We start from the raw sequence: 21,245 nt of genomic DNA, 5'->3' as shown, positions 1-21,245 counted from the left end.
GCGTCGGCGCTTCTCTTCTCTCCTGTCAGGCGCGATTGCCGAACAGGTCGAGCGTGACCGATCGTAGCCAGCGGTGGGCGGGATCGCGATGGTAGCGCTCATGCCAATATTGCGCGATCTCGATCCGCGGTAGCGCAATCGGTGTCCTGAACACCGTCATTCCGAGCGGCTCGGCGACGATGGCGGCGAGATTGGCGGGCAAGGTCGCGACCCCATCCGTCTGCGAGGCGACGATCGCGCCCGCGATGAAGCTCGGCACCTGCAACAGGATATTTGTGTGCGCGATCGCGCGCGTCAGCACGCGCTGCGTCTCGAGATGGGCCGCATGCCCGGTCTCGGACGCCGTGATCACGATATGCTTCTCTTCGAGAAATCCCCGTCGCGTGCGCGCCTCTGCCGGCCTCGGATGGCCTCGCCTCACGACGCTTGCGTAGCCGTCCGAATAGAGCCGCTGCGAGCGAAGATGCCCCGCCGCGCGCGGCAAGGCGCCGAGCGCAAGGTCCGCCTCCCCCGCCTCCAGCTTGAGCGCGAAGTGCCGGGAATCGAGCGGCATGGCGCGGAGCTGAACCCGCGGAGCGAGTTCGGCGAGGCGCGCCACCAAAGGCGGCAGGAACCGCACCATGCCGACGTCGGTCAAAAGCAGGCTGAAAGTCTTCTCGGATTTCCCGGGATCGAACGGCAACCGCTCCTGCCATAACCGGTCGGCCATCTCGAGCAGGGCGCGGACCTGGGCGGCCATCTCGACGGCGCGTGCCGTCGGCTGCACGCCGGTGCCACGTCGCACGAACAAGGGATCGTCGAAGCGCAGCCGCAATCTTGCCAGGAGCTTGCTGATCGCCGGCTGCGTGGTCTCGAGGCTCGCGGCCGCGCGCGTGATGCTGCCCTCGCGGATCAATGCATCGAGCACGCGCAAGTCGCGGAAGTCGATCCCGGAAGATTCCATTTTCGACATATGAAACATTCCCTTGCGGCCATGGATCGAGCTTCGCCGTTTGCTATCCTGCAGTCAATCGAACGGCCACGCGAACATGGAGGACGCCATGACCAAATTCGTGATCGAGTCTCATTTCCGCCTGCAGGAATGGGTGGCCGAGGAGAAAGGCTATTTTCGCGACGAAGGGCTCGACTACGAATTTCGCGAGCTGATCCGCTCGACCGAGGGCCAGCACCACAACAAGGTCAATGAAGGCGCGTTCCAGAGCATCGAGAAGGGGCGCAAGGCCGACGTCAGCTGCGCCTGCCACTGGACCGTCAATGTCGCGGCCTCGAACGGCCACGCCAAGCTCTACGCCGACGTCTACTCGGTCGCGCCTTCGGGAATCTTCGTTCCGGCCGATTCAAGGATCCGCACACCGTCGGATCTCGCCGGCGTGCCGATCTCGGTCGGCTTCCAGTCAGGCAGCCATTATTCGACGATCCAGGCGCTCGAACCGTATCTGGCGCCCGGCGAGATCAACCTGACCTTCGAGGACGGCATGCTGTTCCGCCGCATGGAGCTGTTGTTCGAGGGCAAGAGCGAGGCGGCCGCGCTGTTCAACGGCCCCTATTATTTCGCCGAGCAGCTCGGCTATCGCAAGGTCATCGACACGACGTTCATGATCGCGTCCATGATCAACGGCGATCCGGCGCCCGAGGACATCAAGCGCTATTTCCGCGCCCTGAAGAAGGCCCAGCGCGACATCGACCTGCGTCCGGAGCTCTACACCCGCTACTACAAGAACGAATTTCCGGAGCGCTTTCACGCGGCCATGGACACCAGACGCTGGGGTCCGGGCGAGCGGATCGTGTTCGAACCCTATTCTCGCGAGATCTACGAGCAGTCGTTCGACTGGATCGCGAAGCACGGCATCTTCAAGGACGGCACGATGGGCGAAGGCACCTACGACAAGGCCACGGTCGCGTTCGGGAGGATTTGAGAGCGGGCGTTCCGCTGTCCTAGCACCCCAGCCTGTCAGCGACCCCGCCAAAATCCCTGGCAACGATGTCCCAGTTGCCGGTCGCTTCGAAATCGACCTTCTGAAGCGGGCCGTACTCGGTCGGCCGCGCCACGAACGCGGTCTTCAGGCCGTTTTTCTGCGCGGCGGCGAGATCGCCGTTGTGGGCGGCGACCATCATCACCTCTTGCGGCTTAAGGCAGAGCAGCTTTGCCGCGCCGAGATAGGTCTCGGGATCGGGCTTGTAGTGCTCGAACAGCTCGGCCGACATGATGAGGTCCCACGGCAGGCCAGCGTACTTCGCCATGTTGGTGAGCAGCGCGACGTTGCCGTTCGACAGCGGCGAGATCACGAACTTGGTCTTCAGACGCGTCAGGCCGGCGACGCTGTCAGGCCAGGGATTGAGGCGGTGCCAGCCCCTGGTGAGATGGTCGAGATCGGCGTCGGTGAGGCCCTTGATCTCGAACTTCTCGACCAACTTCTCCAGCGAGCGGCGGTGCAGGTCATCGAGCATGACATAACCGCGCTCGGGATGCTTGCGCACGTCGTCCATCGAGGCGACGTACATGCCGCGCCAGCCGTCGACCAGAGCGGTCCAGTCGGCGCTGATGCCGCGGCCCTTCGCCCACCACATGAAGTCGGTGATTAGGCTGGTGCGCCAGTCCACGACCGTGCCGAACACGTCGAAGACCAGGGCTTTGACGGCGGTGAGATCGGACATGTGCGCTTCCTCTGTTGTTCTTGTTGTCATTCCGGGGCGCGACGAAGTCGCGAGCCCGGAATCCAGAAGTTGTGGCGCGAGATTCCGGGTTCTCCGGGCCGCGCTTTGCGCGGTCCCGTCGCCCCGGAATGACGTCAGAGGACTTAGTCCAGATGGAACTTCGCGAGCTCGCGGTGTTCGGCCTTGATGTAGCGCACGGTGCCGGTGACGGAGCGCATCACCACCGTCTCGGTCTCGATCACGCCGTCCTTGCGGAACTTGACGCCCGAGAGCAGCGAGCCCGTGGTGACGCCGGTGGCGGCGAACAGGCAGTCGCCGCGCGCCATGTCCTCGATGCCGTAGATCATCTTGGGATCGTTGACGCCCATCTTGGCAGCGCGCTCGCGCTTCTCGTCGGAATCGAGGATCAGGCGGCACTGCATCTGGCCGCCGATGCAGCGCAGCGCCACGGCCGCGAGCACGCCTTCCGGCGCACCGCCGGTGCCGAGATACATGTCGACGCCGGTGTTGTCGGGGTCGGCGCAGTGGATCACGCCGGCGACGTCGCCGTCGGTGATCAGGCGCACCGCAGCGCCGGTCGAGCGCACGCTTTCGATGATGCTGGCATGACGCGGACGGTCGAGCACGAGAACGGTGATGCCTTCGGGCTTGACACCCTTGGCCTTGGCGAGGCGGCGGACGTTGTCGGCGGGCGAGGCATCAATTTCGACAACACCCTTGTCGTAGCCGGGACCGATCGCGAGCTTCTCCATGTAGACGTCGGGCGCATGCAGCAGCGTGCCGCCGTCGGCCATCGCCATGGTGGCGATCGAGCCCGGCATGTTCTTGGCGCACAGCGTGGTGCCCTCGAGCGGGTCGACCGCGATGTCGACCTGCGGGCCGGCCTTGAGGCCGACTTGCTCGCCGATATAGAGCATCGGCGCCTCGTCGCGCTCGCCCTCGCCGATCACGATGGTGCCCTGGATCGGCAGCTTGTTGAGCTCGCGCCGCATCGCGTCCACCGCGGCCTGGTCGGCCGCCTTCTCGTTGCCGTGCCCGCGCAGTCGCGCCGAGGACACCGCCGCCCGCTCCGTCACCCGCACGATCTCCAGCGTGAGAATGCGCTCGAGCAATGCGTGCGGAGGGACTTCAATATGGGTCGACATCGGCTAACTCCTTCGAAACAGTTTTGGACAGGACGCCCTGTCCGCATCAACTCGTAACACCCACAGTTCGTTCGAACCGTGTCATTGTTTGAGCATGACCTTTTCGGAAAACCGCTTCACATCTTTCCGGGTCATGCTCTAGTTCTTCTCAATCCGTATGACCTGCGGCCGTCCGCTGATCACCTTGTCCTTCTGCACGGCGGCGAGCGCGCGGCGCACGGCGTCCTCATGCGTGGCATAGGTGATCAGGATGACGGGCACGGGGACCGCCTTGCCGTCGCTGGGCGCAGCGCCGCCATTGGGATGGCGCTGCACGATCGACTCGATCGAAATCTTCTGCTCCGCGAGCCGGGTCGCGATCGCAGCCGCGGTGCCCGGGAAATCGCGCGCCAGGAGGCGGATGTAATAGCCGCCCTCGTGACGCTCCATCGGCGCCTTCTTGGTGTCGTGGAGCTGCGCGATCGGCCGGCCGAACGGGTTGGCGCGGATGCCGCGCGCGACGTCGGCGATGTCGGCGACGACGGCGGATGCGGTGGCAGCACCGCCCGCACCGGGGCCGACCAGCGTGATCGGCGGAATGCCCTCGCCATCGATCGTGACCGCATTGGTGACACCCATCACCTGCGCGATCGAGGAGGATTTTGGAACCATGGTCGGATGCACGCGCTGCTCGATGCCCTTGGCGGTGCGAACGGCAACGCCGAGCAGCTTGACCCGGTAACCGAGATCGGCGGCGGCACGAAGATCTTCCGGCGCGATGGAGGAGATGCCTTCGACATACACCGCACTTTGAGCAACTTTCGTGCCGAAAGCGAGGCTGGCGAGGATCGCGAGCTTCTGCGCGGTGTCATGGCCGTCGACGTCGAAGGACGGATCGGCCTCGGCATAGCCGAGCCGCTGCGCGTCCTTCAGGCATTCGGCGAAGGACAGGCCTTCCTGCTCCATCCGGGTCAGAATGTAATTGCAGGTGCCGTTGAGGATGCCGTAGACGCGGCTGATGCCGGTTCCGGCAAGACCTTCGCGCAACGTCTTGATGACAGGGATCGCAGCGCCGACCGCTGCCTCGAAATTCAGCGCGCCGCCGTGCGTTTCAGCGGCTTTCGCCAGCTTGATGCCGTGCTTGGCGAGCAGCGCCTTGTTGGCGGTAACGACCGACTTGCCGGCGGCCAGCGCGGCCTCGACCGCGGAGAGCGCGGGATCGCCGGCGCCGCCCATCAACTCGACGAAGCAGTCGACCTCAGGATGGGTGGCGAGTGCCATCGGATCCCTGGCCCATTCGACGCCGCGCAGATCGACGCCGCGCTTCTTCGCCTTCGAGCGCGCGGTGACGGCGACGACGCGAATACCGCGGCCGCTGCGGCCCGCGAGCACACGGGCCTGCGTTTCAATCAAACGGACAACTTCGGCGCCCACGGTGCCGAGCCCCGCTATGCCCACTTTCAGGGGTGCAACCATGATGTCTTAGAAAACCTGCCGAAGAGAAGCTTAGCGCCGATTGGCGAGCGGAACCACGTTGTGCAACGTTTCGATGCCGCTTTCAAGGAAGCGGCGCACGCCGCGCGCGGCCTGCCTGATCCGTTGCTCGTTTTCCACCATGGCGATGCGGACATACCCTTCGCCATGCTCGCCGAAGCCGACGCCGGGCGAGACCGCGACGCCGCTTTTCTCCACCATCAGGGTCGCGAACTGCATGCTACCGACACTGCGGAAGGCCTCCGGCAGCGGCACCCAGGCGAACATCGAGGCTTCCGGCGGCGGGATCTCCCACCCCGCCCGGCCGAACGATTCCACCAGCGCGTCGCGGCGCTTGCGATAGGTGTCGCGCATCTCCTTGATGCAATCATCAGGGCCGTTCAGCGCGGCGGTCGCGGCGACCTGCACCGGCGTGAAGGCGCCGTAGTCGAGGTAGGATTTGACGCGCGCGAGTGCCGCGATCACGCGGTCATTGCCGACCGCAAAGCCCATGCGCCAGCCGGCCATGGAATAGGTCTTCGACATCGAGGTGAACTCGACGGTGACGTCGATCGCGCCGGGCACCTGGAGCACCGAGGGCGGCGGGTTGTTCTCGTCGAAATAGACCTCGGCATAAGCGAGGTCCGACAGGATCAGGATCTCGTGCTTCTTCGCGAAGGCGACGAGGTCCTTGTAGAAGTCGAGGCTCGCGACATAGGCGGTCGGGTTCGACGGATAGCAGACGACGAGCGCCAGCGGCTTGGGGATCGAATGCACGATCGCCCGCTCCACCGCCTCGAAGAATTGCGGCGTCGGCTCGGAGGGTACCGAGCGGATCACGCCGCCCGCCATCAAAAAGCCGAAGGCGTGAATCGGATAGCTCGGGTTCGGACACAGGATGACGTCGCCCGGCGCGGTGATCGCCTGGGCCACATTGGCAAAGCCCTCCTTGGAGCCGAGCGTCGCCACGATCTGGGTGTCGGGGTTGAGCTTCACGCCGAAGCGGCGGGCGTAATAGGCGGCCTGGGCCCGACGCAGGCCGGGGATGCCGCGCGAGGCCGAGTAGCGGTCGGTGCGCGGCTTGCCGAGCGTCTCCTTGAGCTTCTCCAGCACGTGCGGCGGCGCCGGCAGATCCGGATTGCCCATGCCGAGGTCGATGATGTCGGCGCCGGCATTCCGCGCGGCCGCCTTGGCCCGGTTGACCTGCTCGAACACGTAAGGCGGAAGGCGGCGAATGCGGTAAAATTCTTCCATGGCTCTCTGGGCTCCGGGCAACCGGTCAGGACAGAATCGACAGGCCATGGCGGCCGCCTTCGAAAGGCGCCCCGCCCCTCTCGCGCAAATCACTCAAAATCAAATACTTAGAGCAATTTTCGACGATGGTGGCTGAAGTCGTTCGCCCTGACTCTCGGCTGAACTGAGGTCTTTTAGCACGGCACGACGGGGGCGCCAGCGATTACCTTGCGCTGCGCTATTTCGCATCCTTGGCAGCAGTGGCCTGGCGATCGCGGGCGGCGGCGAGTTCGGCCTCGATCTTGGCGCGCTGCTCCGGCGGAATGACCGCCTGGTCGCGATCCGGCGGCAGGTCGTGTACCGGCAGATAGCTGCCGGGCTCCTTGGGATGCGCCTGCGCATCCGCGGGCGTGAGATCGGCAAGCTGGCTCGAGCAGCCGGCAAGCACAAATGCCACGCTCAGCGCGCCACAGATCCGTAGCGACTTTTGCAGGTCCCTAAACGCCAACACTTGGGAAATCCCCTACTCGTCCCAAAGCACGGCCTCGGGCAAGCCTACCCGACACCACGCCCAAGCTCAAACCATTGCTGCCCGAAATGGTGCGAGCGAGAAAACAGCCCGAAACTACCAAGACGAGCGGTGCGGCTCGATTGTGACGGAACCAAGAAAATTTGTCGCACCGCAACACATCTTCGAGAGTGTTTGACGCCAAAGATGCTAGCTTCGCGGTGACGAATACGGAATCAATCGTTACTGTTCTGGTCATGAGTACCGTCACGACCGACACGCCCAAACCCGAGACCAAGTTCGATGCGGAAGCCTTCGCGATGAATGTCGCGCGGGCGATGGAGAGCGGCGGCAAGGCGCTCGCGGCCTACCTCAAGCCGCGCGAGAGCGGCGAGGTGCAGGACCGTCCGCCGGCCGAGCTGACGGAAGTAGTCAAGACCTTCACCTCGGTCGCGGAATACTGGCTGTCGGATACGTCCCGCTCCTCCGATCTCCAGACCAAGCTCGCCAAGGACTATCTCGATCTCTGGGGCACGGCGGCACGCCGCATGGCCGGCCAGGACGCCGCGCCCGCGATCGCGCCCTCGCCGCGCGACAAGCGCTTTGCCGATCCGGAATGGAAGTCGAACCAGTTCTTCGATTTCATGATGCAGCTCTATTTGCTGACGAGCAAATGGGCGCAGGAACTGGTGCGCGATGCGGAAGGGCTCGATCCGCAGACCCGCCGCAAGGCGGAGTTCTACGTCCAGCAGGTCACCAACGCGATCTCGCCGTCGAACTTCGTGCTGACCAATCCGGAAGTGCTGCGCGAGACGGTGGCGAGCAGCGGCGAAAATCTCGCGCGCGGCCTGAAGATGCTCGCCGAGGACATCGCCGCCGGCAAGGGCATGCTGAAGATCCGCCAGTCCAATCCGGACAACCTCGTCGTCGGCGTCAACATGGCGACGACGCCGGGCAAGGTGATCTACCAGAACGAGATGATGCAGCTGATCCAGTATGCGCCGACCACGGAGAAGGTGCTGCGCACCCCGCTCCTGATCGTGCCGCCCTGGATCAACAAGTTCTACATCCTCGATCTCAAGCCGGAGAAATCCTACATCAAGTGGTGCGTCGACCAGGGCATCACCGTGTTCGTGATCTCATGGGTCAATCCCGACAAGCGGCTCGGCAACAAGAGCTGGGAAGACTACATGAAGGAAGGCCCGCTCACGGCGATGGACGTGATCGAGAAGGTCACCGGCGAGATGAAGGTGCACACCGCCGGCTATTGCGTCGGCGGCACCATGCTTGCGACCACGCTGGCCTGGCTCGCCGAGAAGCGCCGCCAGCGGGTGTCGTCCGCGACGTTCTTCGCCGCCCAAGTCGACTTCACCCACGCCGGCGACCTCCTCGTCTTCGTCGACGAGGAGCAGATCGCAGCGCTCGAGCACGACATGAAGGCGGCCGGCGTGCTCGAAGGCTCGAAGATGGCGATGGCCTTCAACATGCTGCGCTCCAACGACCTGATCTGGTCCTACGTCGTCAGCAACTATCTGAAGGGGCAGCAGCCGAGCGCGTTCGACCTGTTGCACTGGAATTCCGACGCGACACGGATGACGCAGGCGAACCATTCCTACTACCTGCGCAATTGCTATCTGGAGAACCGGCTGTCGACCGGCACCATGGTGCTCGACAACACCCTGCTCGATCTCTCCAAGGTCAAGGTGCCCGTCTACAACCTCGCCACCCGCGAGGACCACATCGCACCGGCGGAATCGGTGCTGTATGGCTCGCAGTTCTTCGGCGGACCGGTGAAGTATGTGCTGTCGGGCTCGGGGCACATCGCCGGCGTCGTCAACCCGCCCGCCTCGAACAAGTACCAGTACTGGACCAACGAAAACATCAAGGACGTCACGGTCGCGGACTGGATGAAGGGCGCGGTCGAGCACAAGGGCTCGTGGTGGCCGGACTGGCGCGAATGGCTGGGCAGCCTCGATCCGGAGGAAGTGCCCGCGCGCAGCATCGGCAGCGATGCCCTGCCCCCGATCGAGGACGCGCCCGGCAGCTATGTCAGGGTCCGCGCGTAGCGCATGATCCGGAAAAGTGCGAAGCGGTTTTCCGGAGAGATCATGCGCAAACGAATATGAGGCGCATGGCGCAATCTTTCTCGTTTGTATAAGCTCGCCTCAAGCACAGCGACGACAGAGGGGACCGGGTTATGACGCGCGAATTGTTCTGGCTGACCTGTACGGTGATCCTGACCGGGATCCTCTGGATTCCCTACACCATCAATCGCTGCCAGGTTCGGGGGCTTAGCGGCGCCTTGGCCAACCCCTCGCGCGGCGACAAGCCGCAAGCCGAATGGGCGAACCGCCTAATGTTCGCCCATGACAACGCGGTCGAGAACCTCGTGCTGTTCGCACCCCTGGTGCTGATCCTGAACGCGATCGACTATTCCTCGAAATGGACCGTGCTCGCCTGCGCGGTCTATTTCTGGTCGCGCGTCGCGCATCTGATCGTCTATGCGCTCGGCATCCCGGTGTTCCGCACCCTCGCCTTTACCGTCGGCTTCCTGGCGCAGGCCGTGTTGGTGCTGGCAATCTTCAGGGTATTCTGATCGCGCGCCCCCGACGCGCGGCAACGCTTAGCAATGCATCACGAAGCCAACCGGGACTTTCTCCAGTTCCAGGACCTCGGCGCGGACACGATCAGATCGATCGTCGACCGCGCGCAAGTGCTCGCGGCGGCTTGGCGCGACCGCGTCATGCCGCAGCCGCTCGCCGGCAAGCGCGTCGGGCTCATCGTCGACGATGGCGGATGGCGCAATACCACCGCTTTCGACCTCGGCATCCAGGCGATGGGCGGCATCTGCGTCCATGCGCCGGTCAGGCTCAATGCCGCCGAGACCACCGCCGATCTCGCGAAATATCTCGACAATTGGTTCGACATCCTGGTCGTGCGGACACGAGAGCTGTCGGCCTTGCGAGAGCTCGCGGCCAGCGCCGAAGCGCCGGTCATCAATGCGAGAACGCGCTCGAACCATCCTTGCGAGACGCTCGGCGATCTCGCCTATGTCAGGAGCAAGCGAGGGCATCTCGACGATCTCAAGGTCGTTGGCGTAGCGCCCGATGCCAATATCCTTCGGTCCTGGGGTGAAGCCTCGATCGCGCTGCCGATCAAGGTGACCCAGGCCTATCCGTCGGACTGGCATGTCAGGGATCTCGCCAGCCCGAACTTCACCGCCACGACCGATCTCGACGCCTTGTTCGATGCGGACGTGATCATCACGGACTGCTGGCCTGTCGGAGCACAGGACGATCAACTGGCGAGCTACCGGATATCGGCCGCGACCCTGAACCGGTGCCGCCCCGACGTGATTTTCCTGCCCTGCCCGCCCGTGACCAGAGGTCAGGAGGTCAGCGCCGATGCGACGTCGCATCCGGCCTGCCAGAGCCCGCCGGCAAAGGCCTATCTCCTGCACGCGCAGAATGCGCTGCTCGAATGGACGGTCGCGTAAAGGCGGGGGAAGGCTCGCGACCGGTGCAAGCCGGGTCTTCGGGCGCCGGCGAGCGCCGCCATGTTGCCGAGCGACAACACCGCGGACGAAAACGACAGCCTGCCGGTTTGCTCGCACAGATTGTCACTCATCCACAGTTATATTCACCCATCTCAATTGATTGATTCGGGGCTGACATGAATTGGAAGATTGCATCCGCGCTTGGCGCCCTCTCCCTGGCCGCCTTCGCGACCGAAGCCGGTGCCGCAGATCTCGCCGCCCGGCCCTACACCAAGGCGCCGCCGATGATCGCCGCGATCTACGACTGGAGCGGCTTCTATATCGGCGCCAACGGCGGTTACGGCACGTCACGCAAGTGCTGGGACCAGACGGTCGGCTTCGCCCCCGGCGTATCCGAAGGCTGCCATGATGCGACCGGCGCCGTTGCCGGCGGCCAGGTCGGCTACCGCTGGCAGAGCAGCACCTTCGTGTTCGGCCTCGAAGCCCAGGGCGACTGGGCCGATCTCTCTGGCCGGAATACGAGCACCGTGCTCGGCGTCGCCAACCGCACCCGCGTCGACGCCTTCGGCCTGTTCACCGGCCAGGTCGGCTACGCCTGGAATAACGCGCTGCTCTACGTGAAGGGCGGCGCCGCTGTCACCAGGGATCGTTACCGCGGCATCGGTACGGGCGGTCTGGCCGGAGCGGAGTTCGATGGCGCCGACGAGACCCGTTGGGGCGGCACCGTTGGCGTCGGCCTCGAATACGGCTTCGCCCCGAATTGGTCGGTCGGTGTCGAATACGACCACCTGTTCATGGGCCGCCGCGACGTCACCCTCAGCGCCAACGGAGCGCTGGCGCCTGTCGGCACGTTCTCGCGCACCGAGCGCATCGGCCAGGACGTCGACCTGATCACCGCCCGTATCAACTATCGGTTCGGCGGCCCGGTCATCGCGAAGTACTGAGCGCACCAACCCTCGTAGTCGTCATGCCCGGGCTTGTCCCGCCTGCGCGGCCGAAGCCGCTTCGGCGAGGCGAAGGCCCGGGCATCCACGTTCTTCCTTGATCGCGGCAACGCGTGGATGGCCGGGACAAGCCCGGCCATGACGCGGCAGAAGCGCGCCCTACTCCTCCGGCAATCCCAGCATCAGCCGCATGTTCTGCACGGCGGCACCCGAGGCACCCTTGCCGAGATTGTCGAGCCGGGCGACCAGCACCGCCTGGTGGTACTTGTCGCTGGCGAAGACGTAGAGCTCGAGCATGTTGGTCTCGTTGAGGGCCTCCGGCTCGAGCCGGCCGCCCTTGGTCGCCTCGTTCTGCAGCGGCATCACCTTGACGTATTTCGACCCGGCATAGCGCTTGGCCATCGCGGCTTGGAGGTCGGCACCACCAGGCCTGCCCGGCAGCGTGTCGAGCTGCAGCGGGATCGAGACCAGCATGCCCTGCCGGTAATTGCCGACCGAGGGGATGAAGATCGGCCGCCGCGTCAGGTTCGAATAGAGCTGCAGCTCCGGCAGATGCTTGTGCTCGAAGCCGAGGCCGTAGAGCTCGAACGACGGCGCGCTGCCGTCCTCGAAGCTTGCGATCATCGACTTGCCGCCGCCGGAAAAGCCGCTCACCGCGTTGACGGTGACGGGATAATCGGAAGGCAGCAGACCCGCATCGACGATCGGCCGCAGCAGCGCGATGCCGCCGGTCGGATAGCAGCCGGGATTGGAGACCTTGTTCGCGGCCTTGATCTTGGTGGCCTGGTCCGGCGTCAGCTCGGGGAAGCCATAGGCCCAATCGGGCGCGACCCGGTACGCAGTCGAGGCGTCCAGCACCTTCGGCGCGGAATTGCCCATGCTGTCAACCAGCGCCACAGTTTCCTTGGCGGCATCGTCGGGCAGGCAGAGGATGACGAGGTCCACCTCTTCCATCAGCGCCTTCTTGGCCGCGGGGTCCTTGCGCTTGTCATCGGCAATGGTCTTCACCACGACGTCGCTCTGGAGCTTCAGCCGCTCGTTGATGCCAAGGCCGGTGGTGCCGGAGCCGCCGTCGACGAAGACGGTGGCCGGCTTCTTCGTAGCGCCGGTGATCGGGGCTTTCGTGGTTTCCGTGAGGCTCATGGCGCGCTCCTTTCGAGCATGTTGGTTTCGTTCACGAAGGCCTCCGGCCTCACATCCTGCATCAATTGCGCGATCTCTCTGGCGTCGGCAGCAGGCTGTGCCCCGAGCGCATTGGCGATCGCCGTATAGTCGGCGTCCGACTTGTGCTGGTTGAGCTTGAAGCTGCCTTCAACCTCTTCAACCATCATGACCAGACCCACGATCCCCTTCTTCAGCGCCTCGAGCCGGCCCGCCGTCATCTTGGCCGAGGTCCAGGGCTTCTTCGGCAGCAGCCAGTTCTCGAACTTGTCGCTGAGCGTATCGATCTGCACCGACAGCTCGTCGCCCGACAACAGCCGCACCGGCCCGCTCAGATGCACCGACTGGTACAGCCAGGTCGGGACCTGGTCAGGCGAGACGTACCAGTCCGGCGATACATAGGCATCGGGGCCGTTGACCGCGAGCAGCCACGAGGCATCACCGCCCGCAAGCTTTAGCAGCGGATTGTGACGGGCGACATGAAAGGCGGCCTGCGGCGTGCCGTCGGCGGCATAGGTCAGATAGAACGGCAGCGGCGAGGCCACCGGTTTGTGGCCGTCGAAGGCGCACATGGTGCCGAAGCCGCGCTCCTCGGCGAATTTCAGGCTCGCGGCGCGGTCCTGCTTGAAAAATGGTGGCGTGTACATCGTGGTCTCCTGCTGGGTCTCCTTGGGGGAGCCGCCGGATCAGATCGCGCTGACAGGAGAGAGAATGCCGCGGATCGGATCCAGCGGCAAAGACGATGATCTCAAACGCGATCGACCGCCCAAACCGCACAGCTGCGGCGGCGGCGACGGGCGAACAGGATGGTCGCGGCGTTGATCATGGCGCGCGGCTATAAGGCCGGCGGGTTCCAGGGTCAAGTGCAAATGCGTGGCGCCCGAGGGCGGGATGCCGCAGGCGCGATGGCAGGATGTCATCGGACCGCAGTGGAATTTCCTTTAACCGTAGGGGTTCCGGAGAAAGACCGACGCGCCACAGCCTGCCGGTCCTTAGTCTTTCGAAAACCCAGCCCAGGACATCGCCATGACCGAGATTACCCGTCGCGCAACGCTGGCCGGTGCCGCCGCCTCGGCGCTCCTGCCCTTCGTGAAGACCTCGCCCGCGGGCGCCGCCGCGCCCCCGGCCACCGCGCAGAATGCGAGCTTCTACCGCTAGAATGTCGGCACCCACCAGATCACCGTGGTCTGCGACGGCGTCGCCACCGTCAACCTGACTGACAATTACGCGGCCGGCGCCAGCAAGGACGACATCAACAAGATCTTCGCGGAAAACCATCTGCCGACGGACAAGGTCACGCACACCTTCAATCCGGTCGTCGTCAACACCGGGCCGAAGCTCGTCGTCATCGACACCGGTCTCGGACCCGACCAGTTCACGCAGACGAAAGGCAAGGTCGGCCAGTTCCACAACAACCTCGCGGCCGCCAGCATCGACCGCGCGGCGGTCGACACCGTCATCATCTCCCACTTCCACGGCGACCACATCAACGGCCTGCTCGCGGCCGAGAACAAGCCCGCCTTCCCCAACGCCGAGATCATGGTGCCGGCGACAGAATGGAAGTTCTGGATGGACGACGGCGAGATGAGCAAGGGGACGGGCAATCCGATCCTCGAGGGCAACTTCAAGAACATCCGCCGCGTGTTCGATGCGCTCGGCCGCAAGGTCACGCAATACGAGTCCGGCAAGGAGGTTGCGCCCGGCATCACCTCGGTGGCGAGCCCCGGCCACACGCCCGGCCATAACTCCTTCATCGTCGCCTCCGGCGCGGAGAAGGTGCTGGTGCAGGTCGACATCACCGCTGGCGCGGCGTTCCTGTTCGTGAGGCATCCCGAATGGAACATCGCCTCCGACGTCGACAAGCCGCTGGCGCGGGAGACGCGGCGCAAGCTCTACGACATGGCGATCGCCGAGAAGATGCCAATCCAGGCCTTCCATGCCGCCTTCCCCGGTCTCGTCCGCGTCGAGAAGGAAAAGGACGGCTCGGGCTATCGCTGGATCCCGTCGATCTGGAACGCTTCGCTGTAAGCTACGCCTTGCGCCCTGACCGGGCGGCGTGCCGCCGTCCGGTCAGAACAGGCGCCAGAGCCATTCCATCAGCTTGGCCATCACGTCGCCGAACAGCAGCAGCGCCGCCGCCCAGATCAGTGCAGAGATGAAATTGGCGGCCTGAAAGCTCCAATACGGCATCTCGAAGATGCCGGCCGCGAGCGGCACCGAGGCACGCAAGGGCCCGAAGAAGCGGCCGATGAAGATGCTGGGCACGCCCCAGCTGCGCACGAAGGCCTCGCCCCTTGGCAAGAGTTCCGGATAGCGCGAGAGCGGCCACATCTGCGCGACCTGCTCCTTGTATCGATAACCGAACCAGTAGGAGACCCAGTCGCCGAGCGCCGCCCCGAGGCCGCCGGCGATCCAGACCGGATAGAAGCTGATCCCGCTCGCCCCGATCAGCGCGCCGATCGCCACCAGAGCGCCCCAGGCCGGGATCAGCAGCGAGATGAAAGCCAGCGACTCGCCGAAGGCGAGCAGGAACACGATCGGGGCAGCCCAGGCCTGGTGAGCGCGCACGAAGTCGGCCAGGGCGTGCGCAAACTGCTCCATTCAGAAATAGCCTTCCCGCCCTGCCTCAAGGTGCTGCTCGATGAAAACGACTGGTAAGCCAAGGACTTGTGTGACATCAAGTCACAAAACCGGCGCCAAACCGGACCGGCACGTCAAATTGCCGGGAATTGGCGGGCCTGCGGCGTAAAATCGCCGGGATTGGCTCCCACCCACACCCCCTTGGCCGGCATGCGGTGACCTCTATGGGTGAGCCGTGGCATAGTCGCCCGAACCGATTCGCCGCCTGCGCGACCCTCAAAACACATCAAGATATATGTCCAAGCAATTGAAAACAAAAGGCAAAGACGATTTATTCGGCGGCAACGAGCCGAAAGCGCGTCAGATCGCCGCGAAGCCGGCTCCGCGCGCGAGCGGTGGCGAGGCCGATTACACCGCCGCCGACATCGAGGTGCTCGAGGGCCTGGAGCCAGTGCGGCGTCGGCCCGGCATGTATATCGGCGGCACCGACGAGAAGGCGCTGCATCACCTCTTCGCCGAAGTCATCGACAACTCGATGGACGAGGCGCTGGCCGGACACGCGACCTTCATCGGAGTCGAACTGAGCGCCGACGGGTACCTGACCGTCACCGACAACGGCCGCGGCATCCCCGTCGATCCGCATCCGAAGTTCCCGAAGAAGTCGGCGCTCGAAGTCATCATGTGCACGCTGCATTCGGGCGGCAAGTTCGACTCCAAGGTCTATGAGACATCGGGCGGTCTGCACGGCGTCGGCATCTCCGTGGTGAACGCCCTCTCCTCGCATCTCGAGGTCGAGGTCGCGCGCGGCCAGAAACTCTATCGCATGACGTTCGAGCGCGGGCACCCGAAGGGCAAGCTCGAGGATCTCGGCAAGATCAACAACCGCCGCGGCACGCGCACGCGCTTCAAGCCCGACACCGACATCTTTGGCGCCAAGGCCGCGTTCAAGCCGCAGCGCCTGTTCAAGATGACGCGCTCCAAGGCCTATCTGTTCGGCGGCGTCGAGATCCGCTGGAACTGCGCGCCCGAACTGCTCAAGGGCGTCGAGGACGTTCCGGCCGAAGCCACATTCCACTTCCCCGGCGGCCTCAAGGACTATCTTGCCGCCGCGATCCACGCCGACACGCTGGTGCATCCCGACATCTTCTCCGGCAAGTCGGGCCGCAACGGCTCGCATGGCGCCTGCGAATGGGCCGTGGCCTGGACCGCGGATGCCGACGGCTTCCTGTCGTCTTACACCAACACGGTGCCGACACCGGATGGCGGCACGCACGAATCCGGCCTGCGCAGCGCGCTGCTGCGCGGCCTGAAGGATCACGCCGAGCGCGTCGGCCAGGGCAAGCGCGCCTCGTCCATCACGTCCGAAGACGTGATGGTGGGCGCGGCCGTGATGCTGTCGGTGTTCGTGCGCGAGCCGGAATTCCAGGGCCAGACCAAGGATCGTCTGGCCACCGCCGAGGCGCAGCGCATCGTCGAGCAGGCGATGAAGGATCCGTTCGACCATTGGCTGTCGGGCAATCCGAACATGGCCAACCGGCTGCTCGACTTCGTGATCGACCGCGCCGAGGAGCGGCTGCGCCGGCGACAGGAAAAGGAAACCGCGCGGAAAACCGCAGGCAAGAAGCTGCGCCTGCCCGGCAAGCTCGCCGACTGCACCGATGCCGGCACCGAAGGCTCCGAGCTCTTCATCGTCGAGGGCGACTCGGCGGGCGGCAGCGCAAAGCAGGCCCGCGACCGCAAGACGCAAGCGGTGCTGCCGCTGCGCGGCAAGATCCTCAACGTCGCCTCCGCCGGCAAGGACAAGCTGACGGCGAACGCCCAGCTCTCCGATCTCGTGCAGGCGATCGGCTGCGGCCAGCTCTTGCATTACCGCGAAGAGGATCTGCGATATCAGCGCATCATCATCATGACCGACGCCGACGTCGACGGCGCGCACATTGCTTCGCTGCTGATCACGTTCTTCTACCGGCAGATGCCGCGGCTGATCGACGAGGGCCACCTCTTCCTCGCCGTGCCGCCGCTCTACAAGCTGACGCACGGCTCGAAGTCGGTCTACGCCCGCGATGACGCGCACAAGGAAGCGCTGCTCAAGAGCGAGTTCAACGCCAACGCCAAGGTCGAGGTGAACCGCTTCAAAGGTCTTGGCGAGATGATGCCGGCGCAGCTCAAGGAAACCACCATGGATCCGAGCAAGCGGACGCTGCTGAAGGTGGTGCTGCTCGCCGACGACCGCGACACCACCGCGGATTCGGTGGAGCGCCTGATGGGAACCAAGGCCGAGGCGCGCTTTGCCTTCATCTCCGACAAGGCCGAATTCGCGAGCGAGGAGCTGCTGGACGTCTGAACTAGGCTCCAATGCCTTGCAGAAAGCCCCGGCCGTCGGCCGGGGCTTTTTTGTTGCAGCCAGGCCTCAGCATCGCCGCGAGAGGGCGACTCGGCCAACGACTCAGGGTCGCCAACGGCCGAGGCAGGCCTGCCTCCATTTCGGACAACGGCGATCTGCTAACGAAAACTTACTCAGGGCACGCAGACCAAAACCCGAAACAAAATATTGTAATTACTACGCTTTTTAGGCTTTCGCCGATCACGTATCAAAACCCGACCGAAGGGCGTTTTCCGGCGACTGTGCCTGCGCAGCAACAGCATTTCGGGGAGAACCGTCTATAGTCCGGGCATCAGATGACACGGACTTCAGTGCGCTCGCGCCTGCTACGACAGACAAAGGTTGGGGATTTTAAGATGAAGAAGATTTTGCTCGCTCTGACCGCTGTTGCGGCAATGACCGGTTCGGCCTCGGCGGCCGACCTTGCTGCGCGCCCCTACGTGAAGGCCCCGGTTGCGGCTCCCGTCGCCAACTGGACCGGCTTCTACATCTTCGGCGGCGGCGGCGGCGGCCTCTCGAACTCCGACCAGCGCGTCCAGACCACGGTCGGCGCCGTTCCGCTGACGATCGACCAGCGCCAGGGCGGCTCGGGCTGGTTCGGCACCGTCGGCCTCGGCTATGACTGGCAGTTCAACAGCACCTGGGTCGCCGGCGTGTTCGCCGATGGTCAGTTCGGCAGCATCCGCGCCACCATCCAGGATCCGATCGCTGGCATCACCGGCAGCCAGAAGCTTGAAGACTCCTGGGCCGCTGGTGTGCGCCTCGGCTGGCTGGTTGCTCCGAACGTCCTCACCTACGTCAACGGCGGCTACTCCGGCGCTCACTTCGGCAGCACCAATTTCCTGACGCTGGCGGGCGCTCCGGCTGGCATCCACCTCAACGGCTACAACCGCAACGGTTGGTTCGTCGGTGGCGGCGTCGAGAACAGCCTGAACTTCTTCGGCATTTCTTCGCCCGGCTGGTTCATGAAGACCGAATATCGTTCGGCCTTCTACAACGCCAAGACCCAGAACGAGCTGTTCGACGCCGGCAACGTGCTGGTTGGCCGCGACATCCGCGCCAACAGCTGGAACCAGACGATCTCGACCTCGCTGGTCTACCGCTTCAACTGGACCGGCCCGGTCGTTGCCAAGTACTGAGCGACCAAATACTGATCCGAACGCAAGTTCAGACGTCAAAGCCCCGGCATCGCCCGGGGCTTTTTCGTTGCGCGGTGCATTCCTCGCGCTGATTTTGAATCCGCGCACACGCTCCGATACAGGGCACGGCGGCGGAGCCCAGCCCCGTCGCCGCAGGCGTTGCGCAGATTTCGCGTCGTTGCTGGCCAGCAACAGTCTTCCGCCTGGAACTCGTCTATCCCTTTGGAGCAGATCGAATGGAATCGCATCGCGGTTGCGGCGCGACGATCGGGGCTGAGGGAGCAGGAATGAAGAAGCTGGTGATTGCATTTGCGGCGGCGGCTGCATGCTCGGGAACCGCCACGGCAGCCGATCTCGGCGCCCGGCCCCTCAAGGCCGTCGCCCCAGTGCCGGTCGCAAGCTGGACCGGCTTCTACGTCTTCGGCGGCGCCGGCGGCGGGCTGTGGAATGCGGACAGCAACGTCTTCAGCGACGGGGCCGTTGGCTTCTACGGGCCGGCAGGCACGCGACTCACGCGTGATCAGCGGCTCGGCGGCAACGGTTGGTTCGGCACGGTTGGCCTCGGTTACGACTGGCAGTTCAACAGCAAGTGGGTGACCGGCATCTTCGCCGACGTTCAGTTTGGCGATCTCCGCGGCTCATTCGTGGATGCTGTGTACGGCGCTGAGGGGACCGCAAAGCTTCGAACGAGCTACGCGGCCGGCGCGCGACTTGGCTATCTCGTGGCTCCCAATGTCCTTTCCTATGTGAATGCCGGCTACTCCGGCTCCGAGTGGTCGGGCAGCACCCTGTCGACCCTGACCTTGCCGACCACGACCATCGCAACGACTCCATCCTTCCGCCGCGATGGCTGGTTCATCGGCGGCGGCGTCGAAAACAACCTCGACATCTTCGGCATCGCGGCCCCCGGCTGGTTCATGAAGACCGAGTACCGCTCCGCGTTCTATGACCGCATCACCCTGCCGGAAACCGCCCTTGCCGGCGGATCGACGGGCACGACGACGACGTTCAAGCCCTGGGTGCAGACCATCAGCACCTCGCTGGTCTATCGCTTCAACTCGACTGGATCGGCTGCGGTCGCCGATCCCGCCCCACGGCTCTACGCGAAGGCGCCAGCAGCCATCTCAGCTCCGAGCTGGACCGGCCTCTATGTCTTCGGCGGCGGCGGCGGCGGGCTTTGGAATGCTGACAGCAACGTCATCAGCGATGGGACCTCCGGCGGCTTCTTCGGGCCGGCCGGCACGACACTGTCCCGCGATCAACGGGCCGGCGGCAGCGGCTGGTTCGGCACGGTCGGCATCGGATACGACTGGCAGTTCAGCAAGTGGGTGGCGGGTGTCTTCGCCGACGGTCAATTTGGCGACATCCGCGGGTCCCTGCCCAGCAATGCCTTCGTCAGTTTCGAAGGCCGCGAAAAGCTCCGGACCAGCTACGCCGCTGGCGCACGGCTCGGCTACCTCGTGGCTCCGAGCGTACTGTCCTACGTGAATGCCGGCTACTCCGGCTCCGAGTGGTCAGGCACCACGCTGTCCACGCTCGACCTGCCTGCCACCGACACCTTCACGACGACGTCCTTCCGTCGCGACGGCTGGTTCGTCGGCGGTGGCATCGAGAACAACCTCGACATCTTCGGCATCACGGCCCCCGGCTGGTTCATGAAGTCCGAGTACCGCTCCGCCTACTACGACCGCATCACCCTGCCGGAGACCATCGTGCCCGCCTTCGGCGGCGGACCGAGCGGCAGGGCGACAACGTTCAAGCCGTGGGTGCAGACCATCAGCACCTCGCTGGTCTATCGCTTCAACGCGACCAACGCGGTGGTCGCCAAATATTGACCAGGTACTGACCGAGCCGAGTCTCAAACGTCAAAAGCCCCGGATCCTCCGGGGCTTGTCTCGCTCAGCGGCTGACACTCGCCTTGAGCGACCAGTAGGCCCGCGCGAGCTGCGCCTCGATCTCGCCCCAATCGGAAGCGGTGATGGCCGCACCGCGCGCGTCGCGATAGGCCATGGCTTCCGCCCGTACGATGCCGAATTGCCAGATGCCTGAATCCGGGATCCTGCCATAGGTGAGCTCGGCCACGCGCGCGATGGTCAGGCCGTAGTCGCGCGGATCGACCGCTTCGCGGCGAGCCTGCCACCAGTCGAGCTCGAGACGCGCGGCCTCCTCGACATCGAACGCCGTGGGCGCCGCGGAGGAAAGCTCTCCATAGTAGACGATCAGCGGCGGCAGCGCCGCGTCGGCCTCCTGCCGCGAGCGTGTCGGCTGGAATGTCCTGGCTGCCTCGGCGGCGCTGATCGCGATCCGCAGGCCCTTCAGTGGCGAAAAGCCGAATTGCGTTCGTGTGGATTCGTAGAGGTGATAAAACAGCGCGCCATATCGCTCTTCGTAATAGTCGCGCCACATCGCCGTCTCGAGCCGCGCCATCTCGGCCGGATCGAAGGCGCGCAGATCCGCATGGCGAGGCCAGGCCACGTAGCCGGCCAGCAGCGCCGAGATGATGACGGCCGCGACGAGTAGCCTCTTCAAGTGCATGGCAGCACCTTCCG

Annotated in this window: 20 protein-coding genes; 10 read left to right on the top strand and 10 right to left on the bottom strand. The window is 64.7% G+C overall.

Translation table 11 applies throughout. The features are described 5' to 3' along the window. Positions 1-25: 25 nt before the first annotated feature. Positions 26-952, bottom strand: coding sequence for a LysR family transcriptional regulator (locus WN72_RS23415; RefSeq protein WP_167380825.1), 927 nt, complete (start codon positions 950-952; stop codon positions 26-28). Between the two features lie 88 nt (positions 953-1,040). Between WN72_RS23415 and WN72_RS23410 the strand changes: the two genes are divergently transcribed. Next, positions 1,041-1,916 (top strand): ABC transporter substrate-binding protein, encoded by an 876-nt coding sequence (locus WN72_RS23410; protein WP_167380824.1) that lies wholly within the window; start codon positions 1,041-1,043, stop codon positions 1,914-1,916. A 19-nt stretch (positions 1,917-1,935) separates the two neighbouring features. On the opposite strand, the gene WN72_RS23405 is transcribed toward WN72_RS23410, so the two are convergent. The 5 genes from WN72_RS23405 to WN72_RS23385 form a co-directional block, all read right to left on the bottom strand. Beyond that, positions 1,936-2,655: a haloacid dehalogenase type II gene (locus tag WN72_RS23405; protein WP_092216260.1), complete on the bottom strand. Its 720-nt coding sequence runs from the start codon at positions 2,653-2,655 to the stop codon at positions 1,936-1,938. A gap of 143 nt (positions 2,656-2,798) precedes the next feature. Further along, a complete protein-coding gene (gene glpX / locus WN72_RS23400) occupies positions 2,799-3,800 on the bottom strand; it encodes a class II fructose-bisphosphatase (RefSeq protein ID WP_027557886.1) in 1,002 nt (333 codons plus the stop codon). 138 nt (positions 3,801-3,938) lie between these two features. Then, complete coding sequence (locus tag WN72_RS23395) at positions 3,939-5,255, bottom strand: homoserine dehydrogenase (protein WP_027557885.1); 1,317 nt, start codon at positions 5,253-5,255, stop codon at positions 3,939-3,941. Positions 5,256-5,285: 30 nt separating this feature from the next. Then, a complete protein-coding gene (locus WN72_RS23390) occupies positions 5,286-6,506 on the bottom strand; it encodes an LL-diaminopimelate aminotransferase (RefSeq protein ID WP_027557884.1) in 1,221 nt (406 codons plus the stop codon). 217 nt (positions 6,507-6,723) lie between these two features. After that, on the bottom strand, positions 6,724-6,996 hold the full coding sequence (locus WN72_RS23385) for a hypothetical protein (protein WP_027557883.1): 273 nt from the start codon (positions 6,994-6,996) through the stop codon (positions 6,724-6,726). A gap of 254 nt (positions 6,997-7,250) precedes the next feature. On the opposite strand from WN72_RS23385, the gene WN72_RS23380 reads away from it, so the two are divergent. The 4 genes from WN72_RS23380 (at position 7,251) to WN72_RS23365 (ending at position 11,433) form a co-directional block, all read left to right on the top strand. Beyond that, entirely contained in the window at positions 7,251-9,059 is a 1,809-nt protein-coding gene (locus tag WN72_RS23380) for a PHA/PHB synthase family protein (protein WP_092216259.1), read from the top strand. Positions 9,060-9,190: 131 nt separating this feature from the next. Continuing rightward, on the top strand, positions 9,191-9,589 hold the full coding sequence (locus WN72_RS23375) for an MAPEG family protein (protein ID WP_027557881.1): 399 nt from the start codon (positions 9,191-9,193) through the stop codon (positions 9,587-9,589). Between the two features lie 33 nt (positions 9,590-9,622). Beyond that, positions 9,623-10,489, top strand: a complete 867-nt coding sequence (locus WN72_RS23370; protein ID WP_092216258.1) for an ornithine carbamoyltransferase — start codon at positions 9,623-9,625, stop codon at positions 10,487-10,489. A 176-nt stretch (positions 10,490-10,665) separates the two neighbouring features. Next, entirely contained in the window at positions 10,666-11,433 is a 768-nt protein-coding gene (locus tag WN72_RS23365) for an outer membrane protein (RefSeq protein WP_092216257.1), read from the top strand. Between the two features lie 159 nt (positions 11,434-11,592). Here the strand turns inward: WN72_RS23365 and argC are convergent, their stop codons facing one another. Beyond that, entirely contained in the window at positions 11,593-12,576 is a 984-nt protein-coding gene (gene argC, locus WN72_RS23360; RefSeq protein WP_092216256.1) for an N-acetyl-gamma-glutamyl-phosphate reductase, read from the bottom strand. After that, positions 12,573-13,241: an FMN-binding negative transcriptional regulator gene (locus WN72_RS23355; RefSeq protein WP_092216255.1), complete on the bottom strand. Its 669-nt coding sequence runs from the start codon at positions 13,239-13,241 to the stop codon at positions 12,573-12,575. Before WN72_RS23355 ends, argC begins: the two co-directional genes overlap by 4 nt. A gap of 379 nt (positions 13,242-13,620) precedes the next feature. Here WN72_RS23355 and WN72_RS47635 point away from each other — a divergent pair, with 379 nt between their 5' ends. Both WN72_RS47635 and WN72_RS23350 read left to right on the top strand, forming a co-directional pair. Then, the gene (locus WN72_RS47635; protein WP_347337476.1) at positions 13,621-13,752 is read left to right on the top strand and encodes a hypothetical protein; all 132 of its coding nucleotides are present in this window, start codon (positions 13,621-13,623) and stop codon (positions 13,750-13,752) included. Positions 13,753-13,776: 24 nt separating this feature from the next. Continuing rightward, complete coding sequence (locus WN72_RS23350; RefSeq protein ID WP_347337475.1) at positions 13,777-14,622, top strand: MBL fold metallo-hydrolase; 846 nt, start codon at positions 13,777-13,779, stop codon at positions 14,620-14,622. Positions 14,623-14,664: 42 nt separating this feature from the next. Here WN72_RS23350 and WN72_RS23345 read toward each other — a convergent pair whose 3' ends face one another. Then, positions 14,665-15,195, bottom strand: a complete 531-nt coding sequence (locus WN72_RS23345) for a DedA family protein (protein WP_027557875.1) — start codon at positions 15,193-15,195, stop codon at positions 14,665-14,667. A gap of 274 nt (positions 15,196-15,469) precedes the next feature. On the opposite strand from WN72_RS23345, the gene parE reads away from it, so the two are divergent. The 3 genes from parE to WN72_RS23330 all read left to right on the top strand — a co-directional run bounded on the left by parE (position 15,470) and on the right by WN72_RS23330 (position 20,531). After that, positions 15,470-17,518 carry a DNA topoisomerase IV subunit B gene (gene parE / locus WN72_RS23340; RefSeq protein ID WP_092216254.1) on the top strand — a complete coding sequence of 683 codons (2,049 nt, stop codon included), beginning with the start codon at positions 15,470-15,472 and terminating at the stop codon, positions 17,516-17,518. A gap of 395 nt (positions 17,519-17,913) precedes the next feature. Beyond that, a complete protein-coding gene (locus WN72_RS23335; RefSeq protein ID WP_167380823.1) occupies positions 17,914-18,696 on the top strand; it encodes an outer membrane protein in 783 nt (260 codons plus the stop codon). A gap of 287 nt (positions 18,697-18,983) precedes the next feature. Beyond that, entirely contained in the window at positions 18,984-20,531 is a 1,548-nt protein-coding gene (locus tag WN72_RS23330; protein ID WP_027557872.1) for an outer membrane protein, read from the top strand. A gap of 64 nt (positions 20,532-20,595) precedes the next feature. Here the strand turns inward: WN72_RS23330 and WN72_RS23325 are convergent, their stop codons facing one another. Then, positions 20,596-21,231, bottom strand: coding sequence for a hypothetical protein (locus WN72_RS23325; protein ID WP_092216252.1), 636 nt, complete (start codon positions 21,229-21,231; stop codon positions 20,596-20,598). Between the last annotated feature and the right edge of the window lie 14 nt (positions 21,232-21,245).

The sequence above is a fragment of the Bradyrhizobium arachidis genome (genome assembly GCF_015291705.1).
Taxonomy (GTDB): Bacteria; Pseudomonadota; Alphaproteobacteria; order Rhizobiales; family Xanthobacteraceae; genus Bradyrhizobium; species Bradyrhizobium arachidis.
The sequence above is the reverse complement of the archived record's forward strand: the minus strand, read 5'-3'. Positions and strand labels throughout refer to the sequence as shown.

What these genes read in the sequence shown, in the direction of transcription:
- WN72_RS23415 (WP_167380825.1), bottom strand. Translation starts at nt 952, where the DNA reads ATGTCGAAAATGGAATCTTCCGGGATCGACTTCCGCGACTTGCGCGTG.
- WN72_RS23410 (WP_167380824.1), top strand. Translation starts at nt 1,041, where the DNA reads ATGACCAAATTCGTGATCGAGTCTCATTTCCGCCTGCAGGAATGGGTG.
- WN72_RS23405 (WP_092216260.1), bottom strand. Translation starts at nt 2,655, where the DNA reads ATGTCCGATCTCACCGCCGTCAAAGCCCTGGTCTTCGACGTGTTCGGC.
- glpX (WP_027557886.1), bottom strand. Translation starts at nt 3,800, where the DNA reads ATGTCGACCCATATTGAAGTCCCTCCGCACGCATTGCTCGAGCGCATT.
- WN72_RS23395 (WP_027557885.1), bottom strand. Translation starts at nt 5,255, where the DNA reads ATGGTTGCACCCCTGAAAGTGGGCATAGCGGGGCTCGGCACCGTGGGC.
- WN72_RS23390 (WP_027557884.1), bottom strand. Translation starts at nt 6,506, where the DNA reads ATGGAAGAATTTTACCGCATTCGCCGCCTTCCGCCTTACGTGTTCGAG.
- WN72_RS23380 (WP_092216259.1), top strand. Translation starts at nt 7,251, where the DNA reads ATGAGTACCGTCACGACCGACACGCCCAAACCCGAGACCAAGTTCGAT.
- WN72_RS23375 (WP_027557881.1), top strand. Translation starts at nt 9,191, where the DNA reads ATGACGCGCGAATTGTTCTGGCTGACCTGTACGGTGATCCTGACCGGG.
- WN72_RS23370 (WP_092216258.1), top strand. Translation starts at nt 9,623, where the DNA reads ATGCATCACGAAGCCAACCGGGACTTTCTCCAGTTCCAGGACCTCGGC.
- WN72_RS23365 (WP_092216257.1), top strand. Translation starts at nt 10,666, where the DNA reads ATGAATTGGAAGATTGCATCCGCGCTTGGCGCCCTCTCCCTGGCCGCC.
- argC (WP_092216256.1), bottom strand. Translation starts at nt 12,576, where the DNA reads ATGAGCCTCACGGAAACCACGAAAGCCCCGATCACCGGCGCTACGAAG.
- WN72_RS23355 (WP_092216255.1), bottom strand. Translation starts at nt 13,241, where the DNA reads ATGTACACGCCACCATTTTTCAAGCAGGACCGCGCCGCGAGCCTGAAA.
- WN72_RS47635 (WP_347337476.1), top strand. Translation starts at nt 13,621, where the DNA reads ATGACCGAGATTACCCGTCGCGCAACGCTGGCCGGTGCCGCCGCCTCG.
- WN72_RS23345 (WP_027557875.1), bottom strand. Translation starts at nt 15,195, where the DNA reads ATGGAGCAGTTTGCGCACGCCCTGGCCGACTTCGTGCGCGCTCACCAG.
- parE (WP_092216254.1), top strand. Translation starts at nt 15,470, where the DNA reads ATGTCCAAGCAATTGAAAACAAAAGGCAAAGACGATTTATTCGGCGGC.
- WN72_RS23335 (WP_167380823.1), top strand. Translation starts at nt 17,914, where the DNA reads ATGAAGAAGATTTTGCTCGCTCTGACCGCTGTTGCGGCAATGACCGGT.
- WN72_RS23330 (WP_027557872.1), top strand. Translation starts at nt 18,984, where the DNA reads ATGAAGAAGCTGGTGATTGCATTTGCGGCGGCGGCTGCATGCTCGGGA.
- WN72_RS23325 (WP_092216252.1), bottom strand. Translation starts at nt 21,231, where the DNA reads ATGCACTTGAAGAGGCTACTCGTCGCGGCCGTCATCATCTCGGCGCTG.